Origin of the sequence: Amycolatopsis sp. MEPSY49 (assembly GCF_051337345.1) — a bacterium.
GTDB lineage: Bacteria > Actinomycetota > Actinomycetes > Mycobacteriales > Pseudonocardiaceae > Amycolatopsis.
In genome coordinates this window covers 266,027-282,341 of sequence record NZ_JBDLYJ010000001.1, presented here as the reverse complement: position 1 = coordinate 282,341, position 16,315 = coordinate 266,027, and the positions used below count along the sequence as shown (strand labels likewise).

General features: G+C 71.1%; 14 protein-coding genes. 10 read left to right on the top strand and 4 right to left on the bottom strand.

From position 1 onward, the window contains the following. Positions 1-30 precede the first annotated feature (30 nt). Both serS and ABFJ78_RS01465 read left to right on the top strand, forming a co-directional pair. A complete protein-coding gene (gene serS, locus ABFJ78_RS01470; RefSeq protein WP_436383726.1) occupies positions 31-1,293 on the top strand; it encodes a serine--tRNA ligase in 1,263 nt (420 codons plus the stop codon). A gap of 64 nt (positions 1,294-1,357) precedes the next feature. Then, on the top strand, positions 1,358-2,359 hold the full coding sequence (locus ABFJ78_RS01465; RefSeq protein WP_436383724.1) for a DUF3558 family protein: 1,002 nt from the start codon (positions 1,358-1,360) through the stop codon (positions 2,357-2,359). On the opposite strand, the gene lhgO is transcribed toward ABFJ78_RS01465, so the two are convergent. Together lhgO and ABFJ78_RS01455 are read right to left on the bottom strand one after the other, a co-directional pair. Beyond that, positions 2,356-3,543 carry an L-2-hydroxyglutarate oxidase gene (gene lhgO, locus ABFJ78_RS01460; RefSeq protein WP_436383722.1) on the bottom strand — a complete coding sequence of 396 codons (1,188 nt, stop codon included), beginning with the start codon at positions 3,541-3,543 and terminating at the stop codon, positions 2,356-2,358. The genes ABFJ78_RS01465 and lhgO overlap by 4 nt on opposite strands. A gap of 43 nt (positions 3,544-3,586) precedes the next feature. Beyond that, positions 3,587-6,676: a BTAD domain-containing putative transcriptional regulator gene (locus ABFJ78_RS01455; RefSeq protein ID WP_436383721.1), complete on the bottom strand. Its 3,090-nt coding sequence runs from the start codon at positions 6,674-6,676 to the stop codon at positions 3,587-3,589. Positions 6,677-6,803: 127 nt separating this feature from the next. Here ABFJ78_RS01455 and ABFJ78_RS01450 point away from each other — a divergent pair, with 127 nt between their 5' ends. From ABFJ78_RS01450 to ABFJ78_RS01415, 8 genes are all read left to right on the top strand, one after another. Then, positions 6,804-7,937: a DegT/DnrJ/EryC1/StrS family aminotransferase gene (locus ABFJ78_RS01450; protein ID WP_436383720.1), complete on the top strand. Its 1,134-nt coding sequence runs from the start codon at positions 6,804-6,806 to the stop codon at positions 7,935-7,937. 22 nt (positions 7,938-7,959) lie between these two features. Next, a complete protein-coding gene (locus ABFJ78_RS01445) occupies positions 7,960-8,889 on the top strand; it encodes an NAD-dependent epimerase/dehydratase family protein (RefSeq protein WP_436383718.1) in 930 nt (309 codons plus the stop codon). A gap of 32 nt (positions 8,890-8,921) precedes the next feature. Then, positions 8,922-10,118 carry a glycosyltransferase family 4 protein gene (locus ABFJ78_RS01440; RefSeq protein WP_436383717.1) on the top strand — a complete coding sequence of 399 codons (1,197 nt, stop codon included), beginning with the start codon at positions 8,922-8,924 and terminating at the stop codon, positions 10,116-10,118. Next, complete coding sequence (locus ABFJ78_RS01435; RefSeq protein ID WP_436383716.1) at positions 10,105-10,734, top strand: acyltransferase; 630 nt, start codon at positions 10,105-10,107, stop codon at positions 10,732-10,734. Before ABFJ78_RS01440 ends, ABFJ78_RS01435 begins: the two co-directional genes overlap by 14 nt. A gap of 60 nt (positions 10,735-10,794) precedes the next feature. Then, positions 10,795-11,370 carry a Uma2 family endonuclease gene (locus ABFJ78_RS01430; RefSeq protein ID WP_436383715.1) on the top strand — a complete coding sequence of 192 codons (576 nt, stop codon included), beginning with the start codon at positions 10,795-10,797 and terminating at the stop codon, positions 11,368-11,370. Positions 11,371-11,585: 215 nt separating this feature from the next. After that, positions 11,586-12,092 carry a SigE family RNA polymerase sigma factor gene (locus ABFJ78_RS01425; RefSeq protein ID WP_436383714.1) on the top strand — a complete coding sequence of 169 codons (507 nt, stop codon included), beginning with the start codon at positions 11,586-11,588 and terminating at the stop codon, positions 12,090-12,092. Further along, on the top strand, positions 12,089-12,802 hold the full coding sequence (locus tag ABFJ78_RS01420; RefSeq protein WP_436383713.1) for a hypothetical protein: 714 nt from the start codon (positions 12,089-12,091) through the stop codon (positions 12,800-12,802). The genes ABFJ78_RS01425 and ABFJ78_RS01420 overlap by 4 nt, the downstream gene beginning before the upstream one ends. A gap of 40 nt (positions 12,803-12,842) precedes the next feature. Further along, complete coding sequence (locus tag ABFJ78_RS01415) at positions 12,843-14,234, top strand: M20/M25/M40 family metallo-hydrolase (protein WP_436383712.1); 1,392 nt, start codon at positions 12,843-12,845, stop codon at positions 14,232-14,234. On the opposite strand, the gene ABFJ78_RS01410 is transcribed toward ABFJ78_RS01415, so the two are convergent. Beyond that, positions 14,231-15,187 (bottom strand): Gfo/Idh/MocA family protein, encoded by a 957-nt coding sequence (locus ABFJ78_RS01410; protein WP_372667740.1) that lies wholly within the window; start codon positions 15,185-15,187, stop codon positions 14,231-14,233. The two genes, ABFJ78_RS01415 and ABFJ78_RS01410, sit on opposite strands and share 4 nt — an antisense overlap. Beyond that, positions 15,184-16,290: a DegT/DnrJ/EryC1/StrS family aminotransferase gene (locus ABFJ78_RS01405; protein ID WP_372667741.1), complete on the bottom strand. Its 1,107-nt coding sequence runs from the start codon at positions 16,288-16,290 to the stop codon at positions 15,184-15,186. Before ABFJ78_RS01405 ends, ABFJ78_RS01410 begins: the two co-directional genes overlap by 4 nt. Positions 16,291-16,315 lie beyond the last annotated feature (25 nt).

Sequence of the window (16,315 nt, the reverse complement as noted above, 5' to 3'; positions counted from 1 at the left end):
GCACAGTCTGTACGGACTACCCTCTGACCCGTGATTGACCCCAGGACTCTGCGCGATGACCCGGAAGCCGTGCGCGCGTCGCAGCGCGCCCGTGGCGAAGACGAGGGAGTGGTCGACAAGCTGCTCTCCCTCGACTCCCGCCGCCGGTCGTCGATCGCGGCCGCCGACAAGCTGCGCAACGAGCAGAAGCTCCTGGGCAAGCAGATCCCGAAGGCGCCGCCGGAGGAGAAGCAGCAGCTGCTGGCCACGGCCAAGGAGCTCGCCGCGCAGGTCAAGGCGGCCGAGTCGGAGCAGAACACCGCGTCGGAGGAGTTCGACCAGCTGTTCCGGACCGTGCCGAACCTCGTGCACCCGGACGCCCCCGTCGGCGGCGAAGACGACTTCGCCGTGGTCAAGCACGTCGGCGAGCCGACGAAGTTCGACTTCACCCCGAAGGACCACCTCGAGCTGCTCGAAGCGCTCGGCGGCGTCGACATGGAACGCGGCGCCAAGGTCTCGGGCTCGCGGTTCTACTTCCTCACCGGCGTCGGCGCGCAGCTGCAGCTCGGCCTGCTCAACATGGCCATCGCGCAGGCGCTCGAGAACGGCTTCACGCCGATGATCACGCCGTCGCTGGTGCGCCCGGAGATCATGGCCGGCACCGGCTTCCTCGGGCAGCACTCGAGCGAGATCTACCACCTCGAGGACGACGACCTCTACCTCGTCGGGACGTCGGAGGTGCCCCTCGCCGGCTTCCACGCCGACGAGATCCTCGACCTGAACGACGGCCCGAACCGCTACGCGGGCTGGTCGTCCTGCTACCGGCGCGAGGCCGGCTCGTACGGCAAGGACACCCGCGGCATCATCCGCGTCCACCAGTTCGACAAGGTGGAGATGTTCGTCTACGCGAAGCCGGCCGACGCCGAGACGGAGCACGAGCGGCTGCTCGGCTGGGAAGAGCAGATGCTCGCCAAGATCGAGGTGCCCTACCGGGTCATCGACACCGCGACCGGCGACCTCGGCACGTCCGCGCACCGCAAGTTCGACTGCGAGGCGTGGATCCCGACGCAGGACACCTACCGCGAGCTGACCTCGACATCGAACTGCACGACGTTCCAGGCCCGCCGCCTCTCGGTCCGCTACCGCGACGAGAACGGCAAGCCGCAGATCGCCGCGACGCTCAACGGCACGCTGGCCACCACCCGGTGGATCGTCGCGATCGTCGAGAACCACCAGCAGGAGGACGGCTCGGTCCGCGTGCCCGAGGCGCTGCGCCCGTTCGTCGGCGGCAAGGAAGTGCTCACGCCTCGCTGAATCGGGCGGATCCGCAGTGCTGCTCCGTTCGTCCCAGTAATGTCCGGGCCGAACGGGAGGATTCATGCGCATGAAGTGGCAGGTCGTGGCGGCAGTGGCGGCCCTGACCGTGGTCTCCGGCTGCTCGGTGGCCGTCAACGGGACGGCCTCGCCGGTGCCGGGTCAGGGGCCCGTCGTCACGGCCATCGACGCCTGCACGCTGCTCGACCAGGAGCAGGTCGACGCGCTCGGCTACGAGTCCCCCGGCCGCTCGGTCAAGGAAGAAAAGGAGCGGCTGCAGGCGCCGATGTGCCTGTGGAGCACGAAGGACGACATCGAGCCGTCGGCCACGCTCAACGTCGGCTACACGACGGACCTGGACTTCAACGAGTACATCGCGGGCGCCGTCCCGAAGTCCGAGCCCCAGAAGCTCGGCGGCTTCACCTGGACGCAGTACCCGTCGATCCTCGCCGACGACTGCGTGTTCTACGCCCTCCTCGGTGACCAGTCCTTCGCGTTCGTCAGCGTCTCCGGCCCGGAGCTGGCCAAGTCGTGCGAGCTGGCCAAGACGGTGGTCCCGCAGGTCGCGGCCCACCTGCCCGGCGGGCAGCCCGCGCCGCCGATCACCCCGGTCGGCCCGAAGAAGGTCGAGCCGGGCGGGCCGCTGCTGTCGGCCGACCCGTGCGCGACCCTGAAGCCGGAGCAGGTCGCGCAGCTGAAGAACATCTCGCCCACCGGCGAGAAGGACAACTCGTCCGCGACGCCGAACGCGACCTACTGCCTGTGGGACGACACCGACGGCGACGGGGGCCAGAAGGCGTTCGAGGTCTGGTTCGGCCCGAGCACGCCGGTGGCGGAGTGGCCAGGCGCGAAGGGCGTCAACCCGATCGAGACCGTCGACGTCGGCGGCAAGAAGTGGGGCGTCTTCCCGAACATGGGCGGCCTGCGGGCGACCTGCGGCGCGACGCTGCCGATCACCGAAACGTCGTCGGTGCAGGTGGTCAGCGGGTTCATCGGGGACGACACCAAGACCTGCGACATCGTGAAGCAGGCCCTGCCGCTGGTGACGCCCAACCTGCCGGGTTAGTCCTTCGACACCTGGTCGGCGATGTGGCGCGCGATCTCGAGCGCGCTCGTCGCGGCCGGCGACGGCGCGTTCAGGACGTGCACCTGGTCGCGCGCGGTCTCGATGAGGAAGTCGTCGACGAGCGAGCCGTCGCGGCGCATCGCCTGCGCGCGCACGCCGGAGCCGTGGCGGACGATGTCGTCCGCGGTGACGGCCGGGACGAGCCGGGCGAGGCTCGCGGCGAACCGCTTCGTCGAGAACGAGCGCCGCACCTCGTCGAGGCCGGTCGGGAACGCGTACTTCTTCGCCAGCCGCCAGGCACCGGGGAAGGCGGCGACCTCGGCGACGTCCTTCGCGGAGAAGTCGCGCCAGCGGTAGCCCTCGCGGCGCAGCGCGAGCACGGCGTTCGGGCCGGCGTGGACGCTGCCGTCGAGCATCCGCGTGAGGTGCACGCCGAGGAACGGCAGCGTCGGGTCCGGCACCGGGTAGATCAGGCCCTTGACCAGGCCGCGGCGTTCGGGCTTGAGCTCGTAGTACTCCCCGCGGAACGGCACGATCTTCGCCGACGGCGTCAGCCCGGCCAGCCGCGCGACGCGGTCGGAGTGCAGGCCGGCGCAGTTCACGAGCGCGTCCGCTTGGACGACGTCTTCCCCGGTCGCGACCTCGACTCCGCCGTTCGCCCCGGCGCGGATGGCCAGCACGGGACTGTTCAGCCGCAGGTCGACGCCGGCTTCGTCGAGCAGCCGGACGAGCGCGGCGCAGACGCCGGGGAAGTCGATGATCCCGGTGGACTCGACCCGCAGCGCGGCGACGCAGGCGACCTCGGGCTCGTACTCGCGCGCTTCGGCGGGGGAGATCTTCTTCGCGGGGACGCCGTTGGCCTCGGCGCGCTCGGCGAGGGTGTTCAGCGCGGGGATCTCGTTTTCGTCGGTCGCGACGACGAGCTTCCCGCAGACCTCGACGGGCACGCCGTACTGCCGCGCGAAGTCCACGATGGACCGGTTCCCGGCGACGGACATCCGTGCCTTGAACGACCCGGGCTTGTAGTACAGCCCGGCGTGCACGACGTTCGAGTTGTGCCCGGTCTGGTGGGCGGCCCAGCGGGATTCCTTCTCCAGCACGGTGACGTCCAGCCCGCGCCTGGTCAGCTCCCAGGCCACGGCCAGACCGACGATCCCGCCCCCGACGATTACGACGTTACGCACGATCGACCAGGCTACGCGAGCGGGGAAGGGCCTGGTGAGCCGGTCAGTCCGCCAGCCCGGCCGTCGTCAGCGCCTTCTGCGTGTTCATCGCCAGCCCCGTCGCGTAGGCGCGTTCGAAACCCTCCGCGCCCAGCGAATCGACGACCCGCGCCCGCACCGACGACACGTCCGGGTCACCCGCGATCGACGTCCCGCGCACGCCCGCCGCCGCGCCCAGCAACGTCGCCGCCTGGTCCGGTGGCACCACCCCGGCCAAGCCCTCCAGCGCGAACGCCACCACGTCGCCCGCGTGCCACTGCCGGCCGGTCAGCAACGCCGTGCGGTGCAACTGGGCCGCGTCGGAAAGACGTCCTTCGGCCACGGCCAGCCACCCGAGCGAGATCATCGCCGTCGCGCGCACCGTCTCCGCCGCGAACGAGCCGCCCGGGCACTCCGTCAGCGCGCGCTCGCCGAACGAACGGGCCCCGGCCAAATCCCCCGACAACCGCGCCAGGTTCGCCAAGCCGACGTAGGCCGCCGCGCGGGTCTCCGGCATGCCCGACCGGCGGGCCGTCGCCGCTGCCAGTTCGTAGTCCGTGCGGGCGCCCGCCCGGTCGCCCGCCAGCAGGCGGGTCCACGCGCGGCGGCAGATCAGGTCCGCCGCGTCGTCCGTCGCGCCGATCTCGTGCATCAGCGCCAGTGCCTCGTCCATCAGCGGGACGGCGGCCTCGTGCTCGCCGCGCCACGTCAGCAGTTGCGACAGGTGGTCCAGGGCCATCGACAGGCCCCACCGCTCGCCGAGCGCGCGGAACTGCGCCGCGCCTTCCCGCAGGCCTTCCTCGGCGCCGGCCAGGTCGCCGGTCATCATCGCCCGCAGGCCCACGCCCGTCGGCAGCAGCGCCCAGCCCCAGGCGTCGCCGGCCGCCAGCAGGCCTTCGCCGCGGCCGACCAGCTCTTCGTCGTCGCCGGGCGGCCCCACGACGACGCCGAGCAGCATCACCAGCATCGGGTTCCGGGGTGACCAGTCGCCGTCCGCCGCGTACCGGCGGACCAGGGGCAGGTGCTGCTCCAGCGACTCGTCCGGGTGCCCGGACAACGCGCCGAGCACGCACACCAGGAACTCCTCGACGTACTCCTCGCGCAGCTCCGGCGGGGTCCGCGAGACGACGGCCAGCGACAGCCCGGCGCCCTCGAACCGCCGGCCGCGCATCCACCAGTACATCGCCAGCAGGGGCACCAGCCGCAGCGCGAGCGCGACGTCGTGGTCGGTCGCCCAGCGCAGCGCGGCCAGGAGGTTGTCGTACTCGGCGTCGATGCGGTCGAGCCACTCGAGCTGGGCCGCGGTCCGCAGCATCGGGTCGGCTTCCTCGGCGAACCGCAGGAAGTACTCGGCGTGTGCCCGGTGGATCGCCTCGGTTTCGCCCGCTTCGGCGAGCTTCTCGGCGCCGAACGCGCGGATCGTCTCCAGCATCCGGAACCGGCCGCCGACCGCTTCGACCAGCGACTTGTCGGCCAGTTCGAGCACCAGCCCGTCGTCCGCGCCGCAGACCTCGGCCGCCGCGGCCAGCGTCGCGCCGCCGGGGAACACCGCGAGACGCCGCGCCAGTTCGCGTTCGTCGTCGTCGAGGAGGTCCCAGCTCCATTCGACGACGCCGCGCAGGGAGCGGTGACGCGCCTCGGCCGTCCGGCTGCCGCGGCCGAGGAGCCGGAACCGGTCGTCGAGCCGCGCCGCGATCTCGCCGAGGGCCAGGCTGCGGACGCGGGCCGCGGCCAGCTCCAGCGCCAGCGGCAGGCCGTCGAGGGCCGCGCAGAGGTGCTGGACGTCGCCGACGGTGCCGTCGCCGAGGACGAACGCGGGGTCGCTCGCCGCCGCGCGGTCGGCGAACAACCGGACGGACGGGTACGCCAGGGCCTCCGCGGCGGGCGTGCCCGGCGGCGGGACGGCCAGCCGCGGCACCGGCGCCAGCTGCTCGCCGGTGATGCCGAGCGGCTCGCGGCTGGTGGCCAGCACCCGCAGCCCCGGGCACGCGGCGAGCAGCCGCGCGGCCAGCCGGGCCGCGACGTCGACGACGTGCTCGCAGTTGTCGAGCACCAGCAGCACCGAACGGTCGCGCAGCGCCGAGATCAGCCGTTCGGCCGGGTCCTGCGGGCCACCGCGCGTGCTCTCGCGCAGGCCGAGCGCGGCCAGCACCGCGCCGGCGACGTCGGCGCCGCTGTGCGGGGCGAGTTCGACGAACGCGACCGGCCCGGTCTCCGCGGCGGCGGCTTCGACCGCCAGCCGCGTCTTGCCGGTGCCGCCCGGGCCGGTCAGCGTCACGAGCCTGCTGCGCCCCAGCAGGTCCGCCACCTGCCGCAGCTCGCCGTCCCGGCCGACGAAGCTGGTCAGCTGCGCGGGCAGCGCCGGGATCGCCGGCTTCTCGGTTTCGCCGCGCAGCACGGCGAGGTGGGCTTCGGCGAGGTCTGGACCAGGGTCGGCGCCCAGCTCGTCGGCCAGCGTGCGGCGGGCGTCTTCGAACGCGGCCAGCGCGTCGGCCGGCCGTCCGGCGGCGGTCAGCGCGCGGACCAGCTGCGCGCGCGGGCGCTCCCGCAGCGGCTGCGCGGCGACGGTCTCGCGCAGTTCGGCGAGGACGTCCTCGGCCCGGCCCAAGGCCAGCCGGGCCTCGACGTGGTCGTCCGCGGCGTCGGCCCGCAACTCGTCGAGCCGGGCGGCCTGGGCGGCGGCGAACGGCGCGTCGGCGACGTCGGTGAACGCCGCCCCGCGCCACAACGCCGTCGCTTCACCGAGGACAGTGGCCGCCCGGGCGTGCTCGCCGTTCCTCAGCAGCAGACGGCCTTCGCGCGCAAGGCGTTCGAAGACGTGAACGTCCACTTCGTCCGGTTCGACGACCAGCCGGTAGCCCGCCGCGGTGAACTCGACCGGTGCCAAGTCCTTCAACGCCGTCCGCAGCCGGGACACCTGCGACTGGAGGGCGTTCGCCGCGCCGTCCGGCGGGTATTCGCCGTACATGCCGTCGATCAGCCGCTCGGCGGGCACGAACCGCCCGGCTTCGAGGGCGAGCAGCGCCAGCAGTGTCCGCGACCGCGGGCCGCCCACCGCCACCTGCGCGCCGTCTTCACCCCACGCGGCGACGGCCCCCAGCACCCCGAATCGCATGTGCCCAGCCTAAGACGTCCGCCGACCTGGGGAAGTTGTCACTCGAAAGTGGGCTTCGGCGTGGGCCTGTGAATCACCTGAGTGAGCGTATATACACTTCGCCGGGTCCCCACGCAATGGGAGAGGTATGTCGACCGACAGCATTGCCCTCGGTCAGCCGACCGTCGGAGAAGAAGAGCTCGCCGCGGTCGCCGAGGTCTTCAGATCCGGCTGGCTGGCCGGTGCCGGACCGGCGTGCCGCCGCTTCGAAGAGCGGTTCGCGCAGGTCACCGGCACCGCGCACGCGTTGACGACCGCGAACTGCGGTTCCGCGCTCTTCCTCGGCCTCAAAGTCCTCGGCGTCCGGCCCGGTGACGAGGTCATCGTCGGCGACTACACGTTCCCCGCCACCGGCCACGCCGTCGTGCAGGCCGGCGCGACCCCGGTGTTCGCCGACATCCGCCCGGACGTCTTCAGCGCCGACCCGGCGCACGTCGAAGCGCTGATCACGCCGAAGACGGTGGGCATCCTCGCGGTCGACGTCGCCGGCCAGCCCGGTGACTTCGACGAGTACCGCGCGATCGCGGACAAGCACGGCCTCTGGCTCTTCGAGGACGCCGCGTGCGCCGCCGGGGCGACGTACAAGACGCGCCCGGCCGGCAGCCTCGCCGACCTCGCCGCGTTCTCCTTCCACGGCCGCAAGGGCATCACCGCGGGCGAGGGCGGCGCGCTGGTCTCCGACCGCGAGGACCTCATCGCGCACGCCCGCAAGCTGCACACCTACGGCATCGAGCCGGCGATCAGCCGCGAAGGCTCCAACGCGCTGCCGATCCCGGAGTTCCACGAGCTCGGCTACAACTTCCGCATGTCGGACGTGCAGGCCGCGATCATGAACGTCCAGCTCGACCGGCTGCCGGACCTCCTCGCCGCCCGCCGGTCGGTCGCGAAGCGCTACCACGAGGCGTTCGACGACGTCGACGCGTTGACCGTCCCGGTGGAACTGTCCGATCGGGAGCACCCGTGGCAGGCCTACCTGCTCACGGTCGCGCCGGAGGTCAGCCGCGACACGCTCGCCCTGCGCGTCCGCGAACAGGGCGTCCAGTGCAACTTCGGCACCTACGCCTCGCACCTGCAGCCGATCTACGGTCCCCAGGCGCCGCTGCCCGTCTCGGCGGACGCGTTCGCGCGTCAGCTCGCGATCCCGATGCACGCCAACCTCACCGACGCCGAAGTCACCCGCGTCGGCGAGGTCGTGCGCGAAGCCGTGCAGTCCCTGTCCTGAAGCCCCTACCGAGGAGAAATTGGTGTCCGACAAGAAGGTGCTCTTCACCGGGGGCGGTGGGTTCATCGCCGCGCACGTCATCCCGCTGCTGATCGAGGGTGGCTACACGGTCCGGATCTTCGACAACATGACGCGCGGCGACCGCGCCCGCGTCAACGAGTTCGTCGCCACCGGCCAGGTCGAACTGGTCGAAAAGGACGTCCGCTACGGCGGCGCGGTCCGCGAGGCCATGCGCGGCTGCACGCACGTCATCCACTTCGCGACGGTGTCGATCAACAAGTCGATCGCCGACCCGCACGAGTCGATCGACATCAACATGATCGGCAACCACAACGTCTTCGCCGCGGCCGCGGACGAAGGCGTCGAGCGCCTGGTGTTCGCCTCGACCGCGTCGGTCTACGGCGACCCGAAGCGGCTGCCGATGCACGAGGACGACGAGCTCAAGCCGCTCACGCCGTACTGCATCTCGAAGCGCGCGGGCGAGGACCTGCTGGGCTTCTACGAGCGCCAGAAGGGCCTGTCCTGGAACGCGCTGCGGTTCTTCAACGTGTACGGCCCCGGCCAGAAGATCGAGGCGTACTACACGTCGGTCATCAACCACTTCATCCAGCGCCTGCGCGCCGGCCAGCCGCCGATCATCGACGGCCGCGGCGACCAGTCGATGGACTTCGTGCACGTCACCGACCTCGCGCGGGCCGTCGTCGCGGCGCTGGAGTCGGAGACGGCGAACGTGCCGATCAACATCGGCACTGGCATCGACACGTCGATCGCCGCGCTGGCGAAGATCCTGATCGAGGCCGTCGGCGTCGACGTCGAGCCGCTGTTCAACGAGCGTGACGTGCTGGTCTCGCGGCGCGCCGCGGACATCACCCGCGCCCGTGAGGTGCTGGGCTGGGAACCGCGGATCACCGTCGAGGACGGTATGCGGGAACTGGTCAAGGAAACCGAGTGAGTGCCACCGCGGGGCCGGCCCGAGGACGTGCGATGCGCATCGCGGTGGTGAACAACTTCTTCCCGCCCCGCGTGGGCGGGAGCGCGCACATGGCGGCGTCGCTGGCGGCGCAGTTCGTGGCGGCCGGGCACGAAGTCCTGGCCGTCACGGCGGCCTACGCCGACGCCCCGGCCGAGGAGGAGCGCGACGGCTACCGCGTCGTGCGCCTCCCCGCGGTGAAGATGCCGCAGGTCGGCCTGTCGATCGACTTCGACATGAGCTTCGCGTCGCCGCGGCCGGGCAACTGGCGGCGGCTGTGGAAGCTCCTGGACGAGTTCAAGCCGGACGCGATCCACCTGCACGGCCAGTTCTTCGACCTGTCGTGGCTGGCCGGGATCTGGGCGCGCCGCCACGGCGTGCCGGCGCTGCTGACCATCCACACGCTGCTGATCAGCGACAACAAGCTGTACGGCGGCGTGTTCCGGCTGCTCGACGCGGCGCTCGTGAAGCCGATCCTTCGGTACCTCCGGCCGCGCTACGTGATCCTGGACAAGCTGGGCGTCGACTACTGCGTCGAGCGCTACGGCACGAGCGACGCGAACTCGGAGTACTTCCCGATCGCGGTCGACACCGGCCACTTCGCGAAGCCGGTGACGAAGGACGTCCGCGCGGAGCACGAAATCGGCGACGCGCCGCTGATCGTCTCGCTCGGGCACGTCATCCCGCTGCGCAACCGGCTGCCGCTGATCGAGGCCCTGCCGTCCATTTTGGACAAGCACCCGGGCGTCCGGGTGGTCGTCGTCGGCCGCGTGTACCACGACGCGTTCCTGAAGCGGGCGGCCGAACTGGGCGTCTCGGACGCGCTGGTGGTGACGGGCGCGGTGCCGAAGGCGGACGTCCCGGCGTACTTCGCGGCGGCGGACATCGTCACGCACGACCTCAACGGCGGCTGCGGGACGGCGTCCCTGGAGGCGATGCTGTCCGGGACGGCGACGATCGCGTCGGTGACCGAGGACAACTACCCGGGCATCGAGCTGCGCAACGGCGAGAACGTGCTGCTGGTGCGCCCGGACGACGCGGAAGCCGTGGCGCGCACGGTGATCGAGCTGCTCGACGACCCGGACCGCCGGGCCCTGATCGCGCAGCGCGAAAGTGAGATGGTGCGGTCGAACTTCGGCCTCGACGTCGTCGCGGAAGAACACCTTCGTACCTTCGAGAAGCTGGTGTCGGAAGCCGATGTTCTTCGATGACGAGCGCAGCCACCGGCTGCGCCCGCAGATCCTGACCGAGCTCGTTTCGCAGTACATGAACGACGCCGAGCGCGCGCAGTTCTACGGGCTGCCGTCGACGTGCCGCGTACGCGAGCGCGTGAAGATCATCAGCCCCGAAAACCTGAAGATGGGCGACCACTGCTGGGTGGGTGAAGGAGCGGCCCTCGACGCGAGCGGCGGGCTGGAGATCGGCGAGCACACGAGCATCGGCCTGAACACGCTGATCTTCACGCACTCGAGCTGGCTGGCGAACATGACGCTGCAGAACCATTCGGGCAGCGACCTGATCGAGCGCAAACCGGTGAAGATCGGCAAGGGCTGCTTCATCGGCGGCCTGGTGGTGATCATGGCCGGCGTGACGATCGGCGACTTCGCGACGGTCCAGCCGAATTCGGTGGTGGCCAAGGACGTTCCGCCGCGGACGTTGGTGGCGGGCAACCCGGCGCGGGTTTTCCAGCGGTACGACGAGGAGTACATCCAGTCCGAAGTGGACCGGGTCCGGGCGGAGAACGCCCGGCGCCGCGAGATCGCGGAGTCACACGGGCAGAACACTTCGGGCTGGGGAGCCCCATCAGGCGACTACACAGAGCAGTAGCGACCCGGCAGACTGGCGTGCGAAGATGACGTCCAGTAACCGATGATGGGGAGAAGGCGGATGAGCGTCATGGATTGGCCTCACGATCTTCTGTCCCTCGACGACTGGATCAACCTGCCGGAGACGCCGGAGTACCAGGTCGAAGTGGTCGAAGGGGTTCTCCTCGTGGCGCCGCGCCCGTTGCCGTTCCACCAGCGTGTTGTCGCGCGGTTGGCCGTCTTGATGGATGAGCTGCTGGCGGATGACTACTCCGCGCTGAACGAAGTCGAGATGGTCCTTTTCGCGACGCCGCTGACGGTCCGGGTGCCGGATGTACTTGTTGCCCCCACTTCCCTGGTGGAAACCAATCCGCCGCGGTTCGACGCCGGCGCTGTTCCGCTGGTGGTCGAGGTGCTTTCCGACGGCACCAGGCGCACCGATCAGGTCACCAAGTTCTCCGAGTACGCCGAAGCGGGGATCGAGCACTACTGGATCGTCGACCTAGACCCGCCGGTCAGCATGATCACCTATCGACTGATCGACGGGGACTACGAGAACTTCGGCGAGTTCTCCGGCGTCGCCGAACTCGAGTTCGCCGGAACCCCGCTCACCATCGACCTGAACGCCCTCACCGCCCGGCGCGCCCAGCGGCCTTGACGTGGATGACGGCAGCGCCGGCGTCGTCGCCGGCGCCGCCGTCGTGGAACCGCCCGATCACCCGGCGGCGAAGTCCTCGCGCACGGAGGCGCACGCAGGACAATCTAGTCCTCGGTAACCCAGTGCGAGATATCGATTACACAACGTTCGAAAGATCGACAGGCAACCTTTCCGCCGCCCGGCCGTCGCTGCTAGAGGACGGAACGAGGTGACCCATGGCGCGCGGCGACGACGAGTTCGCGGACTTCGTGCGCGCGTCGTCCGCGCGGCTCACCCACGCCGCCTACCTGCTCACCGGGGACCGCCACCAGGCCGAAGACGCCGCCCAGACCGCCTTCACCCGCACCTACGCCGCCTGGGCGCGGGTCCGCCACAAGGACGCTTACGGCTACGCCCGGACCGTCCTGGTGAACCACGTCATCGACGGCTGGCGGCGCCCGATCCGCGAGTACGCCACCGAGGCCATGCCCGAACGGCCGGACCGGCTGGACGTCGACAAGGCCGTCACCCAGCGCGCGTGGCTCACCGCCGTGCTGCGGACGCTGACCGACCGCGAACGCGCCGTCGTCGTGCTGCGCCACTTCTTCGACCTGGCCGAGGCCGACGTGGCCCGTGAGCTCGGCGTTTCGCTCGGTACCGTGAAGAGCACGAACTCGCGGGCGCTGGCCAAGCTGCGGGTCGAGGCAGGCGAGGACACGCTGATCGGAGGGAGCGGCCGATGAACGACCTCGACGACTTCCGCGCCGCCCTCCGGCAGCCGCTCGACGAGCCCTTCGCCGAGCCGGACCTCGCCGCCATCATGGCCGGGGGCACGCGCCTCCGACGTCGTCGCCGCGTGCTGACCACCACGGCCGGGATCGCCGCCGCGGCCGCCGTCGTGCTCGTGTTCGTCTTCGCCGTGCAGCTGCGGCAGCCCGCGCCCGCGCCGGTCGCGCAGCCGCCGTCGCCGGTGCCGGTGCCGGCCACGTCGACGGCCGCCACGCCGCCCGCGGAGCAGCCGATCGGCGACGTCATCGGCACCGGGATCCAGACGGCGGCCGGCGAGATCGTCTTCTTCGCGCGGGCCGTCGACCTGCCGGAGCGGCCGGACATCCACTTCGGCGTGGTGGCCGGCTTCCGCTCGGGCACGTCACTGCGGGCCGCGCTGGCGACGAACGAGTTCCGCGGCTCCGACCGGTCGTTCGGCTTCCACGCCACCGACGGCGGCGAGGTGATCGGCAACCAGGTCATTCCGGTCTTCGGCTACTTCGCCGGCCCGGCGGCGAGGATCACGACCACGGTGCACGGCCGGACCGTCGAGGCGCACCTGGCCAAGTGGACCGCGGACCCCACCGTGGTCGTCTTCTGGTTCCACCCCGACTCCGTTCCCGACTCCGCCTCGTTGACCCCGTTGATCGCCTACGACGCGGACGGCAAGCGGCTCACCAAATAGGCGGTACCGGGCGGCATCGCGTGGGCGTAAGAACCCCACCGTGACCTCTCGACGAGCGTTCCTCACCGGTTCGGCCGCGGCAGTGGCGGCGTCGGCGATCGGCGTCCCGGCGGGTGCCGCCGAACTCGGCGACCGCGGCCCAGGTGTCCCCGTCCGTCCGCAGCGTCCCGGCCCGGACCTGCGCGCGCTGCTCCGGCAGGTCGACGAACGGCGGATCGAGTCGACCGTGCGCCGGCTGGCCGCGTTCGGCACGCGGCACACACTGTCGGCTCAGGACGACCCGGTGCGCGGCATCGGCGCCGCCCGTGACTGGCTCTTCGCGCAGTACCAGCAGATCGCGGCGGCGTCCGAAGGCCGGTTGACGGTCGAGCTGCAGTCGTACGTCCAGCCCCCGGCCGACCGGATCCCGCTGCCCACCACGATCACCAACGTCGTCGCGACGCTGCACGGGTCCACCGAGCCCGGGCGCGTGTACGTCGTTTCGGGGCACTACGACTCGCGCCGCAGCGACGTCATGGACTTCACCGGCGACGCGCCCGGTGCGGACGACGACGCTTCGGGCGTCGCGGTCGCGCTCGAACTGGCGCGGGTCCTCTCGACGCGGCAGCCCGCCGCGACGATCGTCTTCGCCGCCGTCGCGGGCGAGGAGCAGGGCCTCTACGGCGCGCGGCACCTGGCGCAGCAGTTCAAGGCGGCCGGCACCGACGTCCAGGCGATGTTCACCGACGACATCGTCGGATCCAGCCGCGCCGACGACGGCAGGCGCGACCCGTTCACGATCCGCCTGTTCGCCGAAGGCGTCCCGACCGCGGAGACGCCGGCCGAGGCGAACCTGCGCCGCAGCATCGGCGGCGAGAACGACTCCCCGCCGCGGCAGCTGGCCCGGTTCGTGAAGTCGGTGGCGGAGAACGACGCCACCGGCATGACCGTACGGATCATCTACCGGCGCGACCGCTACCTGCGCGGCGGCGACCACATCGGCTTCCTGGAGCAGGGCTACCCGGCGGCGCGGTTCACCGAGCCCGCCGAGGACTTCGCGCACCAGCACCAGGACGTCCGCGTGGAGAACGGCGTCCAGTACGGCGACCTGCCGGAGTTCTGCGACTTCCCGTTCATCGCCCGGGTGGCGCGGGTGAACGGCGCGGCCCTGTGGTCGCTGGCGACGGCGCCGGGAACGCCGAAGGGCGTGAAGATCCGCACGGCGGCGCTGACGAACGACTCGGAACTGCTGTGGGACGCGACGCCGGGCGCAGTGGGCTACGAAGTCCTCTGGCGCGAAACGACGGCGCCGGACTGGACGCACGCGCTGGCCGTCGGCCCGGCGCTGACGGCGAAGATCGACCTGTCGAAGGACAACGTCTTCTTCGCCGTCCGCGCGGTGGGCCCTGGCGGGCGCCGGAGCCCGGCCGCGTTCCCGGTGCCGGTGAGCTAGGCCGCGGCCTGCGTCAGCACCTGCTCGACGACGTGGTGCGACGGCAGGATCAGGTCGCGCTCGGCGTCCGCGTCGACCTTGCCCTCCAGCAGGTCGCAGAACCGGTCCAGCTGGGAGGCGAGCGGCTCGCGCGCCGTGATCAGCTCCGGGATCTCGATCACTGTCTGCTGGCGGTAGCCGAGGCCGTCCGGGGTGACGGAGTCGTGCGAGACGTGCCGGTAGATCGTGACGTCGCGGCGGAGCAGGTCGATCTCGATCAGCCGGTCCAGCTCCGACACCACCAGCGAACGGACCTTCTTCTGACCCAGCCGCGAAGCCGACACCGTGGCCAGGCCGGTCGGGAACGACAGCACCGTCTCGATGGTGTCCTCGGCGCCCTCGACCGACGACGGGTGGAAGTACCCCGCGCCGGACGTCACGCGCGAAGGCGTCGCGCCGCCGAAGAACTGGATCGCCAGGTCGACGTCGTGCACCAGCAGGTCCCACGCGACGCCCGTCTTGATGCGCGGCGCGTACGGGCCGTGGCGGCGGGCCATCAGGTGCACCGGCTCCTGCACCAGCGCCCGCGCGGTCATGACCGCCGGGTTGTAGCGCTCCAGCAGCCCGCACATCAGCGGGATGTCGTTCTTCGCCGCCAGTGAGACGATTTCCTGCGACTTCTCGAAGCTGTTGCAGACCGGCTTTTCGACCAGCATCGGCTTGCCCTGGCCGAGGATCTCCTGCGCCAGGTCGTAGTGCACCTCGGTGGCCGACGCCAGCACGACGGCGTCCACATCGGACAGTTCGCCGATCTCCGGCGTCCACTGGGTTTCGTACCGCTCCGCGACGGCCTTGCCCGCTTCCTCGCGCGGATCGATCACCCGCACCAGGTCCACGCGCTCGTTCTGGGCGAGCACGCGGGCGTGCAGCGATCCCATGTTCCCGGTGCCGACAAGAGCGATCCGATGCGTCATGCGCCCAGTACCTCGCGAACGGTTTCGATGATGGTGTCCAGGTCGGACTCGGTCAGGTGCGGGTGCACCGGCAGCGAAAGCGCCTGCTCCGAGACGGCGCGGGCCACCGGGAAGTCCTCGACGCGCGCGCCCGGGATCAGGTCGTGACCCGCGTAGCACTCGTAGTCGAAGACGATCTTGGGGTAGTAGATGCCGTTGCCGATGCCGCGCTCGGTGAGCGCCGCGGCCAGCTCGTCGCGCGAGAGGAACGCGTGCGGCCCGACCAGCACGGTGTACTGGTGCCACACGTGCTCGCGGCCCGGCAGCACCTTCGGGACCTCGAGGCCCGGCGTGCCCGCGAGACCCTCCGAGAGCCGCTTCGCGTTCGCCTGGCGGGCGGCGGTCAGCTGGTCGAGCTTGGCCAGCTGCGGGATGCCGACGGCGGCGTGCAGGTCGGTCATCCGGTAGTTGTGCCCGGCGACCTCGTACTGGTAGCGGGCACGCATGCCCTGGTTGCGCAGCACGCGCAGCTTGTCGGCCAGCGCGTCGTCGTCCGTCGTGATGACGCCGCCCTCGGCGGTCGTGATGTTCTTCGTCGCGTACAGCGAGAAGCAGCCGATGCCGAACGACCCGGCCTGCTTGCCCTCGAACGACGCGCCGACGGCCTGCGCCGAGTCCTCGATCACCTGGAGGCCGTGCTCGGCGGCGAGCGGGGCGAGCTTGCCCATGTCCGCCGTCTGGCCGTACAGGTGCACCGGCATGAGGACCTTCGTGCGGTCCGTCACGGCCGCGGCGACGGCGTCGGGGTCGATCGCGAAGTCGTCGCGCCGGATGTCGGCGAACCGGACGGTCGCGCCGGCCTCGAGGATCGCGTTGAGCGTCGCGACGAACGTGAACGGCGAGGTGATGACCTCGTCACCCGGCTTCAGGTCGAGGACCTGGAGGGCGGCGACCAGCGCGGTCGTCCCGTTGTTGACCGCGATCGCGTGCTTCGTCCCGGAGACCGCCGCGAAGGCGTCTTCGAAGCGCTTGACCATCGGTCCCTGTGCGATGGCGCCGGAACGCAGGACCTCGACGACGAGGTCCTCCGCGTCGCGGACGTCGACCACGGTGATGGGGATCATGGGCAGTCTCTCTCGGCAGGCGATT

Excerpts from the sequence above, each read along its gene's own strand:
- ABFJ78_RS01440 (WP_436383717.1), top strand. The coding sequence starts at position 8,922 with ATGCGCATCGCGGTGGTGAACAACTTCTTCCCGCCCCGCGTGGGCGGG.
- ABFJ78_RS01420 (WP_436383713.1), top strand. The coding sequence starts at position 12,089 with ATGAACGACCTCGACGACTTCCGCGCCGCCCTCCGGCAGCCGCTCGAC.
- ABFJ78_RS01405 (WP_372667741.1), bottom strand. The coding sequence starts at position 16,290 with ATGATCCCCATCACCGTGGTCGACGTCCGCGACGCGGAGGACCTCGTC.
- ABFJ78_RS01425 (WP_436383714.1), top strand. The coding sequence starts at position 11,586 with ATGGCGCGCGGCGACGACGAGTTCGCGGACTTCGTGCGCGCGTCGTCC.
- ABFJ78_RS01455 (WP_436383721.1), bottom strand. The coding sequence starts at position 6,676 with ATGCGATTCGGGGTGCTGGGGGCCGTCGCCGCGTGGGGTGAAGACGGC.
- ABFJ78_RS01435 (WP_436383716.1), top strand. The coding sequence starts at position 10,105 with ATGTTCTTCGATGACGAGCGCAGCCACCGGCTGCGCCCGCAGATCCTG.
- ABFJ78_RS01410 (WP_372667740.1), bottom strand. The coding sequence starts at position 15,187 with ATGACGCATCGGATCGCTCTTGTCGGCACCGGGAACATGGGATCGCTG.
- ABFJ78_RS01450 (WP_436383720.1), top strand. The coding sequence starts at position 6,804 with ATGTCGACCGACAGCATTGCCCTCGGTCAGCCGACCGTCGGAGAAGAA.
- ABFJ78_RS01430 (WP_436383715.1), top strand. The coding sequence starts at position 10,795 with ATGAGCGTCATGGATTGGCCTCACGATCTTCTGTCCCTCGACGACTGG.
- ABFJ78_RS01465 (WP_436383724.1), top strand. The coding sequence starts at position 1,358 with ATGCGCATGAAGTGGCAGGTCGTGGCGGCAGTGGCGGCCCTGACCGTG.